Consider the following 18,200-nt stretch of genomic DNA (forward strand, 5'->3'; position numbering starts at 1 on the left):
CTCGGGTGGGTACCGGTGCTGGGGATCACCGGCGGTGCACGGAATCGGCCGGGCGCGCCTGCGCGTCCGGCGGGGACGGCTGGGACGGTGGGACCGGCAGCGGCGATGCCGCGGCCCCCGGACCGAGGCGGGCGGCGCGGGCGGCCGCAGCGTCGGGGTGGTGGCGGGCGAGCGCGATCACGCCCGCTGTGGCCGTGATCGCGGCGCCGGCCAGCAGGAACCAGGTGTCGGCAGGCGTGGCGACGCCCTCACCGAGCAGCACGGCGCCGAGCAGCACGGCGACGATCGGGTCGACGACGGTGAGACAGGCGATGACCACCTCCGGAGGCCCGGACGCGAACGCCTGCTGCACGAGCCACCCGCCGACGAGCACTGCGGCGCCCGCGCCGGCCACCGCGGCGAGCACAGGCAGCTCGAGCGGCCCGACGTCGCCCGCGACGACCGACTGCGACACGGCCCGCACGAGCGCCGACACCAGGCCGAACGCCGCCGCCCCCGCCGTCGCGCAGGCGATGCAGCGGACCCAGCCCGAGCGGGCGAGGCCCAGACCGGCGAGCGCGAGCACGGCACCGGCGACGACGAGGCTGGCGATCAGGGTGGCCTGGTCGGGCGGGGGCGAGCTGACGGCGGTGCCGGCCGCGGCGCCGACGAACACGGCGACGCCCGCGATGGACAGCAGCACCCCGACGAGCACGCCCGGCGCCGGCCTGCGGTCGGTGCGCATCGCGGTGAGCAGCACCGCGATCGGGACGGCCAGCACGCCGAGGGGCTGCACCACCGACAGCGGAGCCAGCACGAGCGCCGTGGCGTGCAGCACCGATCCCCCGCCGGCGAGGGCGAGACCGGCGAGCCAGCCGGGGCGGCGGGTGATCTCACGCAGGCCGCGCAGCGACAGCACCTTGCCGGGCCGGTCGTCGTCCTCGCGGCGCGAGCCCGCGCTGACCGCGCTGTGCTGCAGCACGGCGGCCCCGGCGAAACACGCCGCCCCGAGCAGGGCGAGCGCGATGGCGATCCCGGGTCCGGCGAGTTCACCGATCATCCTGATCATGCGGCACCCCGCAACCTCGGGGACAGCGGCACCGGCTCGAGGACGTGCTCTGCTGCGAGCCGGGTCGCCCGGGCCGTCATCACCAGTACCACTATCACCGCTGCACAGAGAACACGCTGCACCCCGCCGAGGAAGGGAAATAACGGTGAACCGGCGATAACGATCGGAACATGATTCAGCATGAAGAACGCGCTGACCGCACCCGCGATGCCGGTCGCCCACGTCAGCGGCACGGCGGCGGGTCGCCACGCGGGCGTCGAGCGGGCCCGCACCGCCACCAGCCACGCAGCGACCGGCAACACCGCGAACACCCACCCACCCGCGGCCCGGTGCACCGTGGAGATCAGCCCGGGAGTTGTGCCCGGGGTGTGGGTCGGGAAGAGCGCCACGAGCACGAGCGCCACCGCGGCGCTGACGAAGAGCAGCGTGGGAACGCGCGGGGCGGGCAGTTCGGCGCGGCGCAGGCCGGTGGCGATCACGACGCAGGCCACCGCCAGGCTGATCGCGGCCGAGCCGAGCAGCGCGTAGCCGCCCGGCTGGAACACGTAGTCGCTGATCACCGCCGTGAGCGGATCGATCGACCCGATGCTGCTCATGTGCAGGAAGCCGAGTGGGAGCAGCGCGACGATCACGGACGCCGTCACGATCGACTCCCCCGCCCACGCCACTCCCGCGGACTCGCGCCCGCTCCCCCCGGTCGACGTCATGCGCTTACCGTGCCAGCCCAGCTCTGAGACGGACATCAGGATCTCCACCGAGTCCATCCGGGGGAAAACCCCCACCCCCTGGCCCGGGATACCACGCCTCACGACGGCACCGGGGCGTCGTCGGGCAGCGGGTCGGCGCGCTCGACCTGCGCGGGCAGGAGCGGCGAGATGGCGAGCTCGCGCGCGGTGACCCCGGGAGGCGCCGCGTGCACGGCCCGCACGTCGGGTCGAGCGGCCACGGCGTCGAGGGCCGCCCGCTCCGCCCGGACCAGTAGCGCGAGCACGCACGGGGCGGACGGATCGCCCAGCGCCCCGGCCTCCGCCGCCGCCACGGCCGCCGGTCGGCCGGACTGCCGCTGCGCATCGGCGACCGCCTGCTGCTGCGCGCGCTGCCGCGCCACGTCGAGGGCGGCCGGCACCGGCATGCCCTCCCCGAGGGGTTCGAACCGCAGCGCGGTCTGCACGCGGGGCATCGGCACCCGCAGCACCGCCGTGACCGGCGTCGTGCCCGGGACCGCCTGGGCCGCCGCCGATGCCGGCAGCTCGGTGGTGAACTGCACGAGCGCGAGCACCGTCGTCCCCGGCGCGGGCAGCTCGGCGGGCAGCCGCTGCTGGTAAGCGGCCACCTCCTCCCCCGGCTCCGGGCCGAGGCGCACCGACCCCGCCGCGGGGGCCGGGGCGGAGGAGGGGAACCGGGAGCCTGCGTACCAGGCCGAGAACAGCACGACGGCGGCGCACGCAAGCAGCACCCCCGTCCTGGCCCGCCCGGTCACGCCCGACCCCCTGCCCCCGGTTCCGTCCGATCGTCCAGTGTCCACATCGCGGGGACACCGGACGTCCGGGGGCCGCCGGTGCGGGCAGCACTAGTCACGCAGCAGATCGAGGGCCCGCTCCAGGTCGGACGGGTAGGGGCTGGTGAACTCGACCCAACGCCCGTCGCCAGGGTGCTCGAAGCCCAGCGAGCGGGCGTGCAGCCACTGCCGCTGCAGCCCGAGGCGCTTCGCGAGCACCGGGTCGGCTCCGTAGGTGATGTCACCGACGCAGGGGTGGCGCAGGGCCGCGAGGTGCACGCGGATCTGGTGGGTGCGGCCGGTCTCCAGCCGCACGTCCAGCAGGGACGCCGCGCGGAACGCCTCGATCGTGTCGTAGTGCGTGACGCTGGGCTTGCCGCCCGCCACCACGGCGAATTTGTAGTCGTGGCGCGGGTGCCGGTCGATGGGAGCGTCGATCGTGCCGCTGGACGGGTCGGGGTGGCCCTGGGCCACCGCGTGGTAGCGCTTGTCGACCGTGCGCTCCTTGAACGCACGCTTCAGCACCGTGTACGCGTGCTCGGCGGCCGCGACGACCATCACTCCGGTGGTGCCGACGTCCAGGCGGTGCACGATGCCCTGCCGCTCGGCGGCACCCGATGTGGAGACGCGGTAGCCGAGCGCGGCGAGTCCGCCCAGCACGGTGGGGCCGGTCCAGCCCGGGCTCGGGTGGGCCGCCACGCCGACCGGCTTGTCGACGACGATGATCTCGTCGTCGGCGTGCAGCACGGTGAGCCCGGCCACCACCTCTTCGGGCCCGGTGATGGCCGTGACGGGCTCGGGGTCCGGCAGGTGCACCTCGAGCCACGAGCCTGCGGTCAGCCGGTCGGACTTCCCGGCCGCCCGCCCGTCGACGGCCACCCGACCGTCCTCGGTGAGCGCGGCCACCGCCGTGCGGGAGAGGCCGAGCAGCCTGGACAGGCCGGCATCGACGCGCATTCCGTCGAGGCCGTCGGGCACCGGGAGCTGGCGGGTGTCACTCACCGGCGGGCTCGACCCCCTTCGCGGTCTGCTTCCGGCCGGTCTGCGTGCCGTCGAGCTCCCTCCCGAGCAGGGCGAGCAGCACGAGCAGCACGCCCCCGGACACGATCGAGGAGTCGGCGAGGTTGAACACCGGCCACACCCGACCGTCCGGAGCGAGGAGCGACACGATGTCGACGACGTGCCCGTGCAGCGGGCCGGGCGAGCGGAACAGGCGGTCGGTGAGGTTGCCCAGCGCGCCACCGAGCACGAGCCCGAGCGCGACGGCCCACCCCGTGGACCTCAACCGCCGCGCCACCCGCACGATCACCACGACCACGGCGATCGCCACGATCGTGAGCACCCACGTGTAGCCGGTGGCGAGGGAGAAGGCGGCGCCGGGGTTGCGCACGAGCTGCAGGTAGACCAGGCCGCCGAGGATCTCCACCGGCGCGCGGTCCTCGAGCTGCGCGACCGCGGCCACCTTCGTGACGACGTCGAGGGCGAGCACCACCACGGCGATCAGGGCCAGCAGGCGGACCTTGGGCCCGGTCGGGTTCGCCGGCGCTTCACCCGGCTCTGATCGCTGACTCGCGTGCTCGCTCACATCCTCCATCATCCCCTACCGTCCGTCGCCTCCCGTCCGGCGTGCCAGCGCGCGAGGCGCCCGCGCTGGTCGACGGCCCGGATCCGGGCCTCCGCGGCCTGCCTCGCCTTGGCCGTGGTGACGACGAGCAGCTGGTCGAGCTCGCGCAGCCTGGTGTCCTCCGTGGGCGTGAAGCCCTGGCCGTCGCGCACGACGAGGCTGACCATGGCGCCCCGCGGCAGCCGCAGCTCGCGCAGGTACACCCCGCGCAGCTGCGACCCGACGGGCACGTGCACCTGCAGCAGATCGGCGGAGAGCTCGTCGAGCGGGGCGGCGTCCACGGAGAGCTCCCGCGGCTCCGCCTCCCGCGAAACCCCCAGGCGCCGCGCGACCCACGGGAGCGTCGTGCCTTGCAGCAGGGTGAGCACGACGACCAGCACGAACACGACGTCCACCAACGCCTGCCCGCTCGGCGCCCCCTCGATGAACGCGACCAACGCGAAGACGATGGGCACCGCCCCGCGCAGGCCGGCCCAGGACATGAACGCCTGCTCCCGCCACGGCACCCGGAACGGCGCCGCGGACGCCAGCACCGACAGCGGGCGGGCGGCGATGATGAGCACGACCCCCGCCACGAGCGCCGGGACGATCGCGTCGACCAGCCGCGGCGGCGAGGCGAAGAGACCGAGCAGCACGAAGAGGCCGATCTGCGCCAGCCAGCCCATCCCCTCGGCGAACGAGCGGACGTCGCCGCGGTGCGGGAGATCGGCGTTGCCCAGCACCAACGCCGCGACGTACACCGCGAGCAGGCCCGACGCGTGCGCGAGCTGCCCCGCCGAGTAGGCGAGGACGCAGACGGCGAGGGTCGCGAGCGGGTACAGGCCGGTGGCGGGCAGCGCGGCGCGGCGCAGCGCCCACGCCCCGCCGAGCCCGAAGAGCCCCCCGAGGACGCCGCCCGCTCCCAGCTCGTAGACCACCAGCAGCGGGGTGAGCCAGGTGATGGGATCGTCGGAGGCCAGCAGGACGACGGCGATCACGACGGGCGCATCGTTCGAGCCGGACTCCAGCTCCAGTATCCCGGCCAGCCGCGGTGAGACACCCACCCCGCGCAGCACGCTGAACACGGCGGCGGCGTCGGTGGAGGCCAGCACCGCGCCCCACAGGAACGCGGCGCGCCAGTCCAGGCCCAGCAGCAGGTGCAGCGCCACCCCGACCACGCCGATGCTCACGATCACCCCGACGGTCGAGAGCGCGATGCCCACGCCGAGCGACGGCCGCACGGCCCTCCAGCGCGTGGTCAGCCCGCCCTCGGCGAGGATCAGCACCAGCGCGGCCCACCCCATCGACTCGGTGAGCGGGGCGTCGGAGAACTGGATGCCGACCACGGACTCGCCGAGGAGGATCCCCATCCCGAGGTAGAGCAGCAGCGAGGGCAGCCCGAGGCGGACCGAGACCCGCACGGCGAACACCCCGAGCAGCACCACGGCGGCCGCGACGCCGAGCACCATCTCCAGGCTCGCCATGCCCACCTCCGCCCCGCTACACGGTATCGGCGCAGGTGACGGGGGCTGCCGCAACCCGCCCTACCGGGCGACGGCGGGCCGGACGTGCGAGCGAGCCGGGAGCCGGCACGATCGCGCGACTCGCCGCCCCGAACGCAAGACTCACCGTGCTCGAACGATGGACTCGCCGCGCCGAACGCACGACTCGCCGCGCCCGAACGCAAGACTCGCGGCGCCCGGACGCAAGACTCGCGGCGCTCGAACGCAAGACTCGCGGCGCTCGAACGCAAGACTCGCGGCGCTCGAACGCACGGCTCCCCTTGCCCGGGCGAGTCCGGCATCTCAACACGGCGAGTCCAGCGCTCCAACACGGCGAGTCCAGCGCTCCAACACGGCGAGTCCAGCGCTCCAACACGGCGAGTCCAGCGCTCCAGCACGGCGAGTCCAGCGCTCCAGCACGGCGAGTCGGGCGTCCGAGGGGGCGAGTCGGGCATCCCACCGGGCATGGGGCTAGCCCCACCCCGCCGCGGGGGACTGGCGGGATGGTGACGTCCCGCCGCGGCTCCCTAGCCTGCTCGTATGGTCATCGCGTCGCCCGTGCAGGGCCTCCCGCACCGCGACCCGCTGCGGGCGCTGGTGGCGCCGCCCACCTGGCTCGCGGCCGCCCACCTGCTGCTCGACGCCCTGGTGGGCATGGCGTCCGCCTTCGTGGTGGGAATGGGGCTGTTCCTCAGCGTCGTGCTGCTCCCGCTCGCGCTGCTCGGGGTACCGGTGTGGATCGTCACCACGTGGGTGAGCGCCGGACTGGCCCGCCTCGAACGCACGCGCTACCGCGTCCTGCTCGGCGTGGCGATCGACACGCAGCCGCTGCCCGCGTTCCAGCGCAACCCGCTGCGCTACGGCGGCGTCCTGTGGCGCGACCCCGGCGTGCGCCGCCGCGCGCTCCACCAGCTGCTCGCCGCGCCGGTCGGGGTGCTCACCAGCGGGATCACCTACGTGCTTCTCTCCGGTGCGCTGGCGTTGCTGGCGATGCCGCTGCTCGGCATCGCGGTCCCGGCCGACGGCACCACCACGTACTCGTTCCCCTTGGTCGACACCGGGGGTGGGCGGGCTCTGCTCGCCGGGATCGGCCTCGTCCTGCTGCTCGCCGCGCCGGCGGTGCTGCGCGCGCTCGCGGCCGCGGACATCGCCCTCGCCCGCATCCTGCTCGGGCCCGTGCCCGAGCTGCTCGCCCGCCGGGTGGACGAGCTGGAGCGCAGCCGCGCCCGGGTCGTCGACGCCGGTGAGGCGGAGCGGCGCAGGCTGGAGCGCGACCTGCACGACGGCACCCAGCAGCGCCTCGTCGCGCTCGGGATGACGCTGGGCCGGGCCAAGGCGCGGTACAAGCAGGACCCGGCGGCCGTCGGCGAGCTGCTCGACGACGCCCACCAGCAGGCGAAGGACGCCGTCACCGAGCTGCGCGGCCTCATCCGCGGCCTGCACCCGCCGGTGCTCACCGACCGTGGCCTCGACGCGGCGCTCTCCGCGATCGCCGTGCGCTGCCCGGTGCCGGTGCAGCTCACCGTCGAGATCGACGAGCGGCCCAGCTCCACCGTGGAGGCGATCGGCTACTTCGTGGTGGCCGAGGCGCTCACCAACGTCGCCCGCCACTCCCGTGCCGCGCAGGCCTCGGTCACGGTGCACCGGGAGCGCGGCGGCCCGCTGTGGATCAGCATCACCGACGACGGCGTGGGTGGCGCCGACCCCGAGCGCGGCACCGGCCTGCGCGGCCTCGCCGACCGCGTGTCCGGGGTCGACGGTCAACTGCGGGTCGACTCCCCCGTCGGCGGGCCCACCGTGCTCACGGTCGAGCTCCCGACCGCACCGGCCGGGCTCACCCGTTGACCGCCGGCTCGACGACAACGGCGCGGGTCACCGTCGCCGAGGACTCGGTGCTCCTGCGGGAAGGGCTCTCACGGCTGCTCACCGAGGCCGGGTTCGAGGTGGTGGACGCCGTCGGCGACGGCGAGACGCTCCTGCGGTCGGTCGCCGCTGAGCAGCCCGACGTCGTCGTCGCCGACGTGCGGATGCCACCTACCCACTCCGACGAGGGTCTGCGGGCCGCGCTGGTGATCCGGTCCCGGTGGCCTGCGGTGGCGGTGCTCGTGCTGTCGCAGTACGTCGAGGAGCGCTACGCCACCGAGCTGCTCGCCGGCGACACGCGCGGGGTCGGCTACCTGCTGAAGGACCGCGTGGCCGACGTCGAGACGTTCGTCGAGGCGCTGCACCGCGTGCGGGCCGGGGGCACCGCCCTCGACCCCGAGGTCGTCTCGCAGATCTTCGCGCGCTCCCGGCGGGCCGCGCCGCTCGCCGCGCTCACCCGCCGGGAGCGGGACGTCCTCGCCCTGATGGCCGAGGGCCGCTCCAACGCCGGGATCGCCGCGGAGCTCGTGGTCAGCGAGGGTGCGGTCGAGAAGCACATCAGCGGGATCTTCGGCAAGCTCGCGCTCCCCGCTGCGCCCACCGACCACCGGCGCGTGCTCGCCGTGCTCAAGTACCTGGAGGACTGACCGGTGACCGCCACAGCTCCGCCGAAGGCGCATCCCGTCGTGGTGGCCGCCGCGGTGCTCGTCGTCGTGCTGGCCTGCGGCATCGGGGCGTTCTCACTGCTGTCCGCGGTCGTGACCGGCACGGTCGAGCGCACGAACGCGTTCGCCTCCGCCACCGGCAGGCTCGTGGTCGACGCCGACGGCGACGTGACGATCGGCCCGAGCTCCGACGGGCGGGTCCACGTGCACACGGTCGTCCGGCACGGGCTGGGCGAGCCCGAGATCGTGCAGGAGTCCACGCTCGGGGGCGTTCGGCTGGGTGCCCGCTGCAGTGAGTTCCTCGCCGTCCGGTGCGACGTCCGGCACGAGGTCCAGGTGCCACCCACCTTCAGGGTGCTGATCGACGGCTCCGAGGGCGATGTCACCGCGAGCCGCCTGTCCGGGCCGCTGACGGTCGACCGGCTCACGGGCGACATCACCGCCGACGACCTCACCGGCCCGCTCGACCTGAGCTCCCACGCGGGCGAGATCACCGGCGACGCCCTGCGCACCGAGGTGCTGCGGGCCGACTCCGACGTCGGCGACGTTCGGCTGGAGCTGGTGGTGCCCCCGCGGTCGGTCGAGATCACCACGGAGAGCGGCGACGTGGACCTCGCAGTGCCGGCCGACACGACCTACCGCGTCGACGCCAGGACCGACACCGGTCGGCAGCGCGTGCTCGTGCCCCTCGACCCGGACTCCACCCGCACCCTGCGCGTCGACGGCGACAGCGGCGACGTGACGGTCCGGCCGACCCGCTGACCGACGAGCCGCAGGGTCAGGCCGCCGTCCAGGAGAGCGTGGCGGCGGTCCGGGGCCGGTCCAGCCGCTCCAGCGCGTCGGCCACCTCGGGCACCGCGCCCTCCGGCAGGCAGAGCCTCCTGGTGACCCACGCCGGGTCCTGCCGAGGCGGCACCTCCCGCTCCCACCGCTGCACGACCGGGTCGACGCCGATCTCGCGCAGCACCTCGACCGCGTCGTCGACGGTGGCGGGCCGCGGCCGGCGCAGGTCGTGGAACCGCACCCAGAGCGGGTCGAGCCATGCCATCGGGTGCTGCGCCATCATCTCGACCACGACGCCGCGGTGGGCCGCCGCCGTGAGCGCCTCGAGGAAGGGCACGAGGTCGACGACGTTGTGCAGCACGTGGTGGCACACCACCACGTCGGCGGTGCCCGCGGCGGGAGCCGCGCCCGGCCACCGGCCGTGAACCGTGCGGTGCGGGATGCCACGGGCGCGGGCCTCGGCGGCGAACGCGTCGAGCATGTCCTGCTGCTGGTCGGCGCCGGTGAGGTGGCCTGCCCTGCCGGCGAGCGCGAACGACGCGGCACCGCCCCCGCAGCCGACGTCGAGCACGGTGCCGCCGTCGGGCAGCAGCGCCTGCGCCGCCCGGCGGGACGGTGTGTCGAGGGGCTCGGCCGGGGGTGTGAAGAAGGTGACCTCGTGGTGCCACGGGTCGGCGGGCGCCCTCGCGAGGATCTCCGGCGGGATGCCGCGGCCCTCCTGGAGCTCGGCCCACCGCATGGCCGCCGGTCCCCCCATGGGTGACGAGTATGCCTCCGCGCGCCCGTCCCCGGAGAACGATCAGGCCATGAGTTGGGCCAACCGGGCGGTCAGCTCCGCGTGATCGCCACGTACCGCGACGACCTTGTCCCGCCCGCGCGCACCGGCGACGATCTCCACGTTCCCCCGGCGCACCCCGAACGCGGCCGCGAGCGCCGCCACGACGGCGGCGTTCGCCGCACCCTCGACCGCCCGCGCGCGCACGGCCACGACGAGCGCCGGGCCGCGCGCGGCGGCCCAGCTGCCGCCGACCTCGTCGCGGCGCGCGCCGGGACGGACGCGGACGGAGATCCGCACGCCGTCGGTGGGCGCCCGACTCACCGCGACCACCCGCCGGACTCGCCCGGCCAGAACGCCGGACTCGGCCCGGGGAGGGCGAGTCCGGCGTCTCGACGCATGAGTTGGGCGTTCGGCCGTCGCGATCCGCTCAGGCGCGGACGACCAGGGCGGCCAGGTCGGCGCTCGTGCCGTCCGGGGCGGCCACCGTGCCGCGCAGGGTCGGCTCCGGCGCCGCGCCGTAGGTCACGGACGTCGCGAGCACCTCCCCCGCGACGAACGCCTCGTGCGCGCGCGCGGCGTCGAGCACCGCGGCCGGGCCGTCGAGGGTGAGGGCGATCCGGTCGGCGACGTCGAGACCGGCGTCGCGGCGGGCCTGCTGCACCACCCGCACGACGTCGCGCGCGGTGCCCTCGGCGGCGAGCTCCGGGGTGATCGCCGTGTCGAGCACGACGAGGCCGGTGGAGCCCGGGAGCGCCGTGCTCGAGTCCGGGTCCGCCGCCACGAGCTTCTCGGTGAACTCGCCCTCGAGCAGCTCGATCCCGGCCGCGGTGACGGTGCCGCCGTCACCTCGGGACCACTCCCCCGACTTCACGGCGCGGATCACCTTCTGCGTGTCGCCACCCAGCCGCGGCCCGCACGCGCGGGCGTTGACGGCCACCTCGAACCGCCCGTGGGCGGCGACGTCGGTGGTCAGCGCCACGTCCTTGACGTTCACCTCGTCGCGCAGGATGTCGGCGAACGGGGCGAGCGACTCGGCGTCGGTGGCGGCCACCGTGAGCCGGGCCAGCGGCAGCCGAACCCGCAGCCCGCGCGCCTTGCGCAGCGACAGCGCGGCCGAGGCCGCCTGCCGCACCCGCTCCATCGCGGCGACCAGTGCGTCGTCGTGCGGGAGATCTGCCGAGGACGGCCAGTCCGCCAGGTGCACCGACCGCTCCCCGGTGAGCCCCTGCCAGATCCGCTCCGTGGTGAGCGGCAGCAGCGGGGCGGCCACCCGGCAGGTCACCTCCAGCACGGTGTGCAGGGTGTCGATCGCGTCGTCGTCGCCCGCCCAGAACCGGTCGCGAGAGCGCCGGACGTACCAGTTGGTCAGCGTCTCGGCGTGGTCCCGCACCCGCTCGCACGCGCCGGCGATGTCGTACACGTCGAGCGCGGCGGTCAGCTCGTCGACGAGCGCCGCGGTGCGGGCGAGGATGTACCGGTCGAGGACGTGCTGCGAGTCGGTGCGCCGCACCCCCCGCCGCCCCGCGTAGAGCGACAGGAAGTACCAGGTGTTCCACAGCGGCAGGATCGCCTGGCGGACGCCCTCGCGGATGCCCTGCTCGGTGACGATCAGGTTGCCGCCGCGCAGGATCGGGCTCGCCATGAGGAACCAGCGCATGGCGTCGGAGCCGTCCCGGGAGAACACCTCGTTGACGTCCGGGTAGTTCTTGCGCGACTTGGACATCTTCTGCCCATCGTCGCCCAGCACGATCCCGTGCGCCACGCACGAGCGGAACGACGGGCGGTCGAACAGCGCCGTGGCCAGCACGTGCAGCGTGTAGAACCAGCCGCGGGTCTGCCCGTTGTACTCGACGATGAAGTCGCCCGGGTAGTGGTGCTCGAACCACTCCGCGTTCTCGAACGGGTAGTGCACCTGCGCGAACGGCATCGAGCCCGACTCGAACCAGCAGTCGAGCACCTCGGGCACCCGCCGCATCGTCGACTTCCCCGTCGGGTCGTCCGGGTTGGGCCGGGTCAGATCGTCGACGTGCGGGCGGTGCAGGTCCGTCGGCCGTACGCCGAAGTCGCGCTCCAGCTCGTCGAGCGAGCCGTAGACGTCGATGCGCGGGTAGGTGGGGTCGTCACTCATCCACACCGGGATGGGCGAGCCCCAGTACCGGTTGCGCGAGATCGACCAGTCGATGGCGTTCTCGAGCCACTTGCCGAACTGGCCGTCCTTGATGTGGCCGGGCACCCAGGTGATCTGCTGGTTCAGCTCGACCATCCGGTCCCGGAACGCGGTGACCTTCACGAACCACGAGTCGACGGCACGCTGGATCAGCGGGTTGCCGCAGCGCCAGCAGTGCGGGTACGGGTGGTCGTAGGTCTCGTGGCGCAGCAGCACGCCCTTCGCGTGCGGGGCGCCGTGCTTGAGGTCGGCGATGATGTGCGGGTTCGCGTCGAACACCTGCATCCCCGCGTACGGGGGCACGCGCTCGTCGAACTCGCCCTTGCTGTCCACCGGCACGACGACCGCGATGCCCGCCGCGTCGGTGACGGCCTTGTCCTCCTCACCGAAGGCGGGCGCGATGTGCACGAGCCCCGTGCCGTCGTCGGTGGTGACGTAGTCGGCGGCCAGCACGCGGTGGGCGTTCTCCCACCCGGTGAAGAAGTCGAACGGCGGGGTGTACGACAGCCCGAGCAGCTCGGAACCGCGGAACGTCCGCATGACGTCCGGCTCCTCGCCGAGCTCGCGCGCGTACGCGGCCAGCCGGGCGGAGGCGAGCACGTAGCGCTCCCCGTCGACGGCCACGAGCGCGTACTCGACATCGGGGTGCACCGCCATCGCCAGGTTCGACGGGAGCGTCCACGGCGTGGTGGTCCAGATCAGCGCGAGCGCGCGGTCGAGGTCCGACCCGGGCGCGTGCAGGCGCAGCCCCACCGTGACGGCCGGGTCCTGCCGGTCGAGGTAGACGTCGTCCATCTTGGTCTCGGTGGCCGACAGCGGCGTGCCGTCGTGCCAGCAGTACCAGAGGACGCGGAAGCCCTGGTAGATCAGACCCTTGTCCCACAGGGTCTTGAAGGCCCACATGACGCTCTCCATGTAGTCCAGGTCGAGCGTCTTGTAGTCGTTGTCGAAGTCGACCCAGCGGGCCTGGCGGGTGACGTACTCGCGCCACTCCCCGGTGTAGCGCAGCACCGACGCGCGGCACGCCTCGTTGAACGCGGCCACGCCCATCTCGTCGATCTCGGCCTTGCTCTTGAGCCCGAGCTGGCGCTCGGCCTCGACCTCGGCGGGCAGACCGTGGGTGTCCCAGCCGAACCGGCGTTCGACGTGCTTGCCGCGCATGGTCTGGTAGCGCGGCACGACGTCCTTGACGTAGCCGGTGAGCAGGTGGCCGTAGTGGGGCAGGCCGTTGGCGAACGGCGGGCCGTCGTAGAAGACGAACTCGTTGCTGCCGTTCTCGCCGACGGGCCGGGCGTCGACCGAGGCGCGGAACGTGTCGTCGCGCTCCCAGACGTCCAGGACCTCACGCTCGAGCGCGGGGAACGACGGGTGCGCGGGGACCGACGGGTAACGGTCACTCATGACGGTGGTGCTCCTCGTGCGTGGCTGGTGGTGCTGCCGGCACGGGGACGACGCTCGCGCGAGCGCCGCGGTACCACCCCGCTTGCCGCCCCATGACGGAACGGCCTCTCGTTCGACGGCTGTGACGGGCCGCTCCCGTCCGGTTCTACTCCGCCCCGGATGGGGCGTTTCTTCCGGAGGCTCCCCGGTGATGGCCGGATCGATGCCTGTACGAGCAAGGGTAGCGCCAGGGCGCCACCCGGTATTCCGCCGGGTAGGAGCGCGCTCCTCCTACCTGGTGGCGGGCTCCTGGGCCGCAAGCGTGCGGACGGGGGCGCACCAGGCGCACGGGGTGAAGCCCAGCTCGACGGCCTCGCGCACGGGCAGCGGGATCGTGGCCTTGCCGGCCAGGGCGCGACAGCTGCTCAGGTGGTAGCGCGGCTGCTCGTCCACGACGAGCACCTCGGCCTCCAGCCCGGCGACGATCGCCGCGTCCGCGGCATCGCCCTCCTCCTCCGGCGGCTCCTCCGCGTCGGACGCGGGTGCGGCGTCGGCCTCGGCGGCCGTGCCGTTCGCCTCGGACCCCGCGGTGTCGGTGCCCTTCTGCTCCGCGGCGGCGACCGCGGGCTCGACCGTCCCGTCCGTGGCTGCTGCCGCCTCGCGACCCGTGCCGGCGGTCTCGGCCGCCGGGGCGGCGCCCTCCTCCGCGGCAGGTGCCTCGCCTGCGGGCGGCGCGGCGTCGGTGCCGCCGCCCTCGGGTGCGGCGTCCGTGCCGCGCGCCGTGGGCGCCATCGTGGTGGGGCTCTGGTCGGCGTCATCGTCGGCGCGGCCGTCGGAGACCACCTCGGTGGGCGGCGCGGACGCGTTATGCCCGACGGCGCTGGGCGCGGCCGTGGTGGGCGCCGCGTCGTCTGCCGCGGGCCCCTCCCCCGTGCCCGTCGATGGGGTGGAGGCGGCAGCCGGGACACCCGTTTTGGTCACGCTCAGTGACGAATCACCGCTCGACGGGGTGTTCTCGCGGGAAGCGCCGGGCGGTCGCTCAGCAGAGGCGGACGGTTGCACGACGGGCATCACGACGGTCTTCGTGGTGTCCGACGTGTCGTCGTACCGGTCACCGGTCGGCTTGTCACCGGTGCGAGCCGGGGCGTCGGCCGACCGCGGGATGACCGGAAGCACCTCGGTGACCGGCTCCGGGTCATGCGTGCGCGGGCGTGGAGGTTCCGCGGCGGGGACGGCGGCCGCTTCGGCACCGGCCCGTACCGCGCTCCGCCGCTGCAGCCAGTCGATGAGCAACACCGCCGCAGCAGCGACGCTCACACCGACGGACACCCAGGCCCACAGGACGCTGCCTGACAGCAGCGCCACGACCAGCAGGCCGAAGGCGATCAGAACGAGGATCAGGACCAGCAGCAGCACGTCTCACTCCGTCTTGCGGAGGCGCGGCGCCTCTTCGGCCGCACCACCCGGGTCGGTCGAGGTCAGCTCCCGGCGTCGGCGCGCTGGCCGTAGCCGGTGGCGGCGTATCCGCCGTTCGAGCTGGACCGGCTGTCGGACGGCGCCGCAGAGCCGCGTTCCCCGAGGTCGCGCAGCTGCGACTCCAGGTACGTCTTGAGCCGGGTGCGGTACTCACGCTCGAACGTACGCAGCTCGTCGATCTTCTTCTCGAGCACGGACTTGTCTCGCGTGATGGTGCCGATGATCTCGGCCTGCTTGCGCTCGGCGTCACCGACCAGCGTGGCTGCCTTGTCACGCGACTGCCGCTCGAGGGTCTCGGCCCGCGTGCGGGCGTCGTTGAGCATCGTCTCGGCCCGCGCACGGGCGTCGTTGACGAGCGCGTCGGACTTGCTACGCGCCTCCGAGAGCAGCTGCTCCGACTTGGTGCGGGCGTCGCTGAGCATCGCGTCGGCCTCGGACTTGGCCTCGGCGGTGAGCCGCTCGGCCATCTCCTGGGCCATGCTCAGGACCTTCGCGACCTGCACGTGGCTGTCGCCACCCTCGGCGGCGTCGTTGAACGACGGGCGCTGCGGTGGCTCCTGCCGCTGGATCTGCTGCGTTGGCGGCGACACCGCACCCATCGCGGCAGGCCGCGAGCGGGCCTCCTCAAGATCGGCCTGTGCGTTCCCGAGGCGCTGCTCGAGCTGGGAGACCTGCTCGCGCAGGTCCTCGTTCTCCTCGATCAGGCGAGCCAGCTCGGCCTCGACCAGGTCCAGGAACGCGTCGACCTCGTCCTCGTTGTACCCCCGCTTCCCGATCGGGGGCTTGCTGAACGCGACGTTGTGGACGTCGGCGGGCGTCAGCGGCATCGGATCACCTCATGCAGTCCTCGGCGGCGGCACCGTGTGACTGGGGCTCACAACGGCGTCGGCTGGGCAACGTTCATCAGTATGAACACCACCAGCAGTAGAACCATAATCGACAGGTCCAGTCCAACGCCGCCGATCCGGAGGACGGGGATCACTCTCCGCAACAACTTCACGGGCGGGTCGGTTGCTGTGAAGATCAGCTCGAGAGCGACGGCGCTCGGACCCGCCGGCACCCACTGGCGCGCGAAGCTACGCACGAGCTCCACCACGATCCGGCCCACGAGCAAGAGCCAGAAGAAGAACAGCAGGTAGTAGAGGACGAACTGGATGGCGAGCACGTCGCCGATCCTAGCCGCGAGCCCTGCCGTCACTCGCCCCGGAAGCCACGGTCGGCGTCGGAGGCCCCTCCCGAGACGCTCCGCTGGGCGAGCATCCGCGCATCGTCCGCCGACACCTCGACGTCGGCGGGAGTCAGCAGGAACACCCGGTTGGTGACCTTGTCGAACCCGCCGTGCAGCGCGAACACGAGGCCCGCCGCGAAGTCGACGAGGCGCTTGGCCTCCGCCGCCTCGAGCTCGGTGAGGTTCATGATCACCGGCACCCCGCTGCGGTACCGCTCGCCGATCGTGCGCGCGTCCCGGTAGCTGCGGGGCTGCAGCGTGGTGATGCGGCTCAGCGCGGCGGCGCCCGTGGCGGGACGCTCCCGCTGCTCTGGCACCGATGCCGGCGCCTGCGGCACGGCCCGGAGCGGTTCCTGCAGGTCAGGCTCCATGGCGAGCGCGCCGCGAACCGCGGTTCCCATGCTCGCCGGGCCACGGGACGGCACCCGGTCGGCGGCGGCGGGACGCGCGGGACGGCGGTCCCACTCGTCGTCGTAGCGATCGCGGCGGCCGGGGTCGGACTCGTCCTCGTACGTGAAGCGGTCGTCCCACCGGTCGTTGGTGTAGTCGCGCAGCGAGCGGTCGCGGCGCGCCTCCTGGTAGCGATCGGCAAGCGACTCGTCGGCGTACTCGCCGAGCTCCTCGGCGGGCACCATGCCGAAGTAGGCCTTGAGCCGGTACATCGCGCCCATCCGCGCTCCCATCATCGACTGCCCCGACGGCCGGTCGCCCCCGCGACCGACGATCACCGCGAGGTTAACGGTCGTTCCCCCACAAGGGCCGTTCCGACACGCACGACGCCGGAACCATGCCGGATCGCGGCCTCGAGATCGCCGCTCATCCCGGCCGAGAGGACCGTGGCCTGCGGAAACCGGTCACGGAGCCCGGAAGCCGCCGCGGCGACGTCCGCGAACGCGGCATCCGGGTCGGCACCGAGCGGGGCCACCGCCATCAACCCGGCGAGCTGCAGCCCGGCGCACGTGGCGACGTGTTCGGCGAGAGGGAGGAGGCCCTCTCGGGGCACCCCTCCTCGCAGTGGGTCACCGTCGACGCTGTACTGCAGCAGAATCGGTAACCGATCGGTGCGCCCACCGGTCTCCTGTTCGCGCTGTACGGCCGCATCCAGAGCGTCCGCAAGGCGGATGGAATCCACCGACTCCACCCGATCGGCCCAGCGCACCACGGACCGGGCCTTGTTCCGCTGCAGGCTCCCGACCAGATGCCAGCGCGGACGCGCCTGCGGGCGCAGCGCGGCCACGGCGGTGACCTTCGCCTCGGCCTCCTGCACGCGGTTCTCCGCGAACGCGGTGAGCCCGAGGTCCAGCAGTGTCGCGACGTCCTCGGCCGGCACCGTCTTGGTCACCGCGAGCAGCTCCACCGAGGCCGGATCCCGACCTGCGGCGGCGCATGCCGCCTCGATCCGCTCCTGCACCGCGGCGAGCCGCCGCCCGAGCTCCTCACGTCGATCCACGTCCACCATCGAACCCTCCCTCGGAACGCGCGCCCCCTACGGGGGATGCGTCATCGGGGGTCCAGCCAGGTGATCGCGGCATGGCGGCCGCTGCGCGGGTCGCGGCGATGGCTGTACAGCTCAGGGGTCTCCCGCGTGCAGCGCGGGTCACCACCGATGCGGGCCACCCCGAGCTCGGTGAGCTGGTGGTAGAGCCCGGCGCGCAGGTCCAGTCCCGGCGTGCCCCGCCGGGTGCGTACGGCGCTGCCGGGGAGGAGCGCGTCCACCTCGGCGCGCATCGCGGCGGGCACCTCGTAGCACCCGCCGCAGATCGCCGGGCCGAGCAGCACCTCGAGGGCGTCCCGGCGCGCGCCGAGCGCCTCCATGGCGGCCACGGTGGCGGGCAGCACCCCGGCGGCGGCTCCCGCGCGCCCCGCGTGCGCGGCCCCGACGACCCCGGCGGCGGGATCGGCGAGCAGCACCGGCACGCAATCGGCGGCCAGCACGGCGATCCCCACGCCGGGCAGCGCGGTGACGACGGCATCGGTGGCGGGCACGTCGGCAGCGTCGGCGGCGGGCACCGTGTCGATCGTGGCCACCCGGGTGCCGTGCACCTGCTCGAGGAACACAACCGGCACCCCGAGCTCGCGCCGCAGCCGGGCGCGGTTGGCGGCGACGGCCGCCGGGTCGTCCCCGACGAGCGCGGAGAGGTTGAACGAGGCGTGGCCGCCGCGTGAGCGCCCGCCCGCCCGGGTGCTCACCACCCGCCGGACGCGGATG

The 18,200-nt window shown here is 74.0% G+C and carries 18 protein-coding genes; 3 read left to right on the top strand and 15 right to left on the bottom strand.

Translation table 11 applies throughout. From position 1 onward, the window contains the following. Positions 1 to 25 precede the first annotated feature (25 nt). The 6 genes from FHX44_RS41700 to FHX44_RS41725 form a co-directional block, all read right to left on the bottom strand. On the bottom strand, positions 26 to 1,048 hold the full coding sequence (locus FHX44_RS41700) for a DMT family protein (protein WP_147260789.1): 1,023 nt from the start codon (positions 1,046 to 1,048) through the stop codon (positions 26 to 28). Continuing rightward, positions 1,045 to 1,755, bottom strand: coding sequence for a DUF998 domain-containing protein (locus FHX44_RS41705; protein WP_170309259.1), 711 nt, complete (start codon positions 1,753 to 1,755; stop codon positions 1,045 to 1,047). Before FHX44_RS41705 ends, FHX44_RS41700 begins: the two co-directional genes overlap by 4 nt. A 98-nt stretch (positions 1,756 to 1,853) precedes the next feature. Then, positions 1,854 to 2,528: a hypothetical protein gene (locus FHX44_RS41710; RefSeq protein WP_147260791.1), complete on the bottom strand. Its 675-nt coding sequence runs from the start codon at positions 2,526 to 2,528 to the stop codon at positions 1,854 to 1,856. 90 nt (positions 2,529 to 2,618) lie between these two features. After that, positions 2,619 to 3,503, bottom strand: coding sequence for an RluA family pseudouridine synthase (locus FHX44_RS41715; protein WP_147261908.1), 885 nt, complete (start codon positions 3,501 to 3,503; stop codon positions 2,619 to 2,621). Positions 3,504 to 3,540: 37 nt separating this feature from the next. Continuing rightward, positions 3,541 to 4,131 (bottom strand): signal peptidase II, encoded by a 591-nt coding sequence (gene lspA / locus FHX44_RS41720; protein ID WP_425469176.1) that lies wholly within the window; start codon positions 4,129 to 4,131, stop codon positions 3,541 to 3,543. Positions 4,132 to 4,139: 8 nt separating this feature from the next. Then, positions 4,140 to 5,633: a potassium/proton antiporter gene (locus tag FHX44_RS41725; RefSeq protein ID WP_147260793.1), complete on the bottom strand. Its 1,494-nt coding sequence runs from the start codon at positions 5,631 to 5,633 to the stop codon at positions 4,140 to 4,142. Positions 5,634 to 6,191: 558 nt separating this feature from the next. On the opposite strand from FHX44_RS41725, the gene FHX44_RS41730 reads away from it, so the two are divergent. Genes FHX44_RS41730 through FHX44_RS41740 form a run of 3 tightly spaced genes read left to right on the top strand, consistent with a single transcriptional unit; the run spans position 6,192 to position 8,941 of the window. After that, complete coding sequence (locus tag FHX44_RS41730) at positions 6,192 to 7,496, top strand: sensor histidine kinase (protein ID WP_147260794.1); 1,305 nt, start codon at positions 6,192 to 6,194, stop codon at positions 7,494 to 7,496. After that, complete coding sequence (locus FHX44_RS41735; protein ID WP_147260795.1) at positions 7,493 to 8,161, top strand: response regulator transcription factor; 669 nt, start codon at positions 7,493 to 7,495, stop codon at positions 8,159 to 8,161. Before FHX44_RS41730 ends, FHX44_RS41735 begins: the two co-directional genes overlap by 4 nt. Before the next feature lie 3 nt (positions 8,162 to 8,164). Then, entirely contained in the window at positions 8,165 to 8,941 is a 777-nt protein-coding gene (locus FHX44_RS41740; RefSeq protein ID WP_147260796.1) for a DUF4097 family beta strand repeat-containing protein, read from the top strand. Positions 8,942 to 8,957: 16 nt separating this feature from the next. On the opposite strand, the gene FHX44_RS41745 is transcribed toward FHX44_RS41740, so the two are convergent. The 9 genes from FHX44_RS41745 to pgeF form a co-directional block, all read right to left on the bottom strand. Further along, positions 8,958 to 9,719 (bottom strand): class I SAM-dependent methyltransferase, encoded by a 762-nt coding sequence (locus FHX44_RS41745; protein ID WP_147260797.1) that lies wholly within the window; start codon positions 9,717 to 9,719, stop codon positions 8,958 to 8,960. 42 nt (positions 9,720 to 9,761) lie between these two features. After that, entirely contained in the window at positions 9,762 to 10,061 is a 300-nt protein-coding gene (locus FHX44_RS41750) for a DUF167 domain-containing protein (protein WP_246170883.1), read from the bottom strand. Positions 10,062 to 10,167: 106 nt separating this feature from the next. Further along, positions 10,168 to 13,308 (bottom strand): isoleucine--tRNA ligase, encoded by a 3,141-nt coding sequence (gene ileS, locus FHX44_RS41755; RefSeq protein ID WP_147260798.1) that lies wholly within the window; start codon positions 13,306 to 13,308, stop codon positions 10,168 to 10,170. 270 nt (positions 13,309 to 13,578) lie between these two features. Beyond that, positions 13,579 to 14,703: a hypothetical protein gene (locus FHX44_RS41760; protein WP_147260799.1), complete on the bottom strand. Its 1,125-nt coding sequence runs from the start codon at positions 14,701 to 14,703 to the stop codon at positions 13,579 to 13,581. A gap of 62 nt (positions 14,704 to 14,765) precedes the next feature. Continuing rightward, positions 14,766 to 15,590 carry a DivIVA-like cell division protein Wag31 gene (gene wag31 / locus FHX44_RS41765; protein ID WP_147260800.1) on the bottom strand — a complete coding sequence of 275 codons (825 nt, stop codon included), beginning with the start codon at positions 15,588 to 15,590 and terminating at the stop codon, positions 14,766 to 14,768. Positions 15,591 to 15,637: 47 nt separating this feature from the next. Then, positions 15,638 to 15,928 (bottom strand): YggT family protein, encoded by a 291-nt coding sequence (locus FHX44_RS41770; protein ID WP_147260801.1) that lies wholly within the window; start codon positions 15,926 to 15,928, stop codon positions 15,638 to 15,640. A 29-nt stretch (positions 15,929 to 15,957) separates the two neighbouring features. Beyond that, positions 15,958 to 16,662, bottom strand: coding sequence for a cell division protein SepF (locus FHX44_RS41775; protein WP_147261910.1), 705 nt, complete (start codon positions 16,660 to 16,662; stop codon positions 15,958 to 15,960). Positions 16,663 to 16,715: 53 nt separating this feature from the next. Further along, the gene (locus FHX44_RS41780; protein ID WP_147260802.1) at positions 16,716 to 17,450 is read right to left on the bottom strand and encodes a YggS family pyridoxal phosphate-dependent enzyme; all 735 of its coding nucleotides are present in this window, start codon (positions 17,448 to 17,450) and stop codon (positions 16,716 to 16,718) included. Between the two features lie 41 nt (positions 17,451 to 17,491). Continuing rightward, a complete protein-coding gene (pgeF, locus tag FHX44_RS41785; protein WP_147261911.1) occupies positions 17,492 to 18,199 on the bottom strand; it encodes a peptidoglycan editing factor PgeF in 708 nt (235 codons plus the stop codon). Position 18,200 lies beyond the last annotated feature (1 nt).

This window comes from Pseudonocardia hierapolitana (genome assembly GCF_007994075.1).
GTDB classification, from domain to species: domain Bacteria; phylum Actinomycetota; class Actinomycetes; order Mycobacteriales; family Pseudonocardiaceae; genus Pseudonocardia; species Pseudonocardia hierapolitana.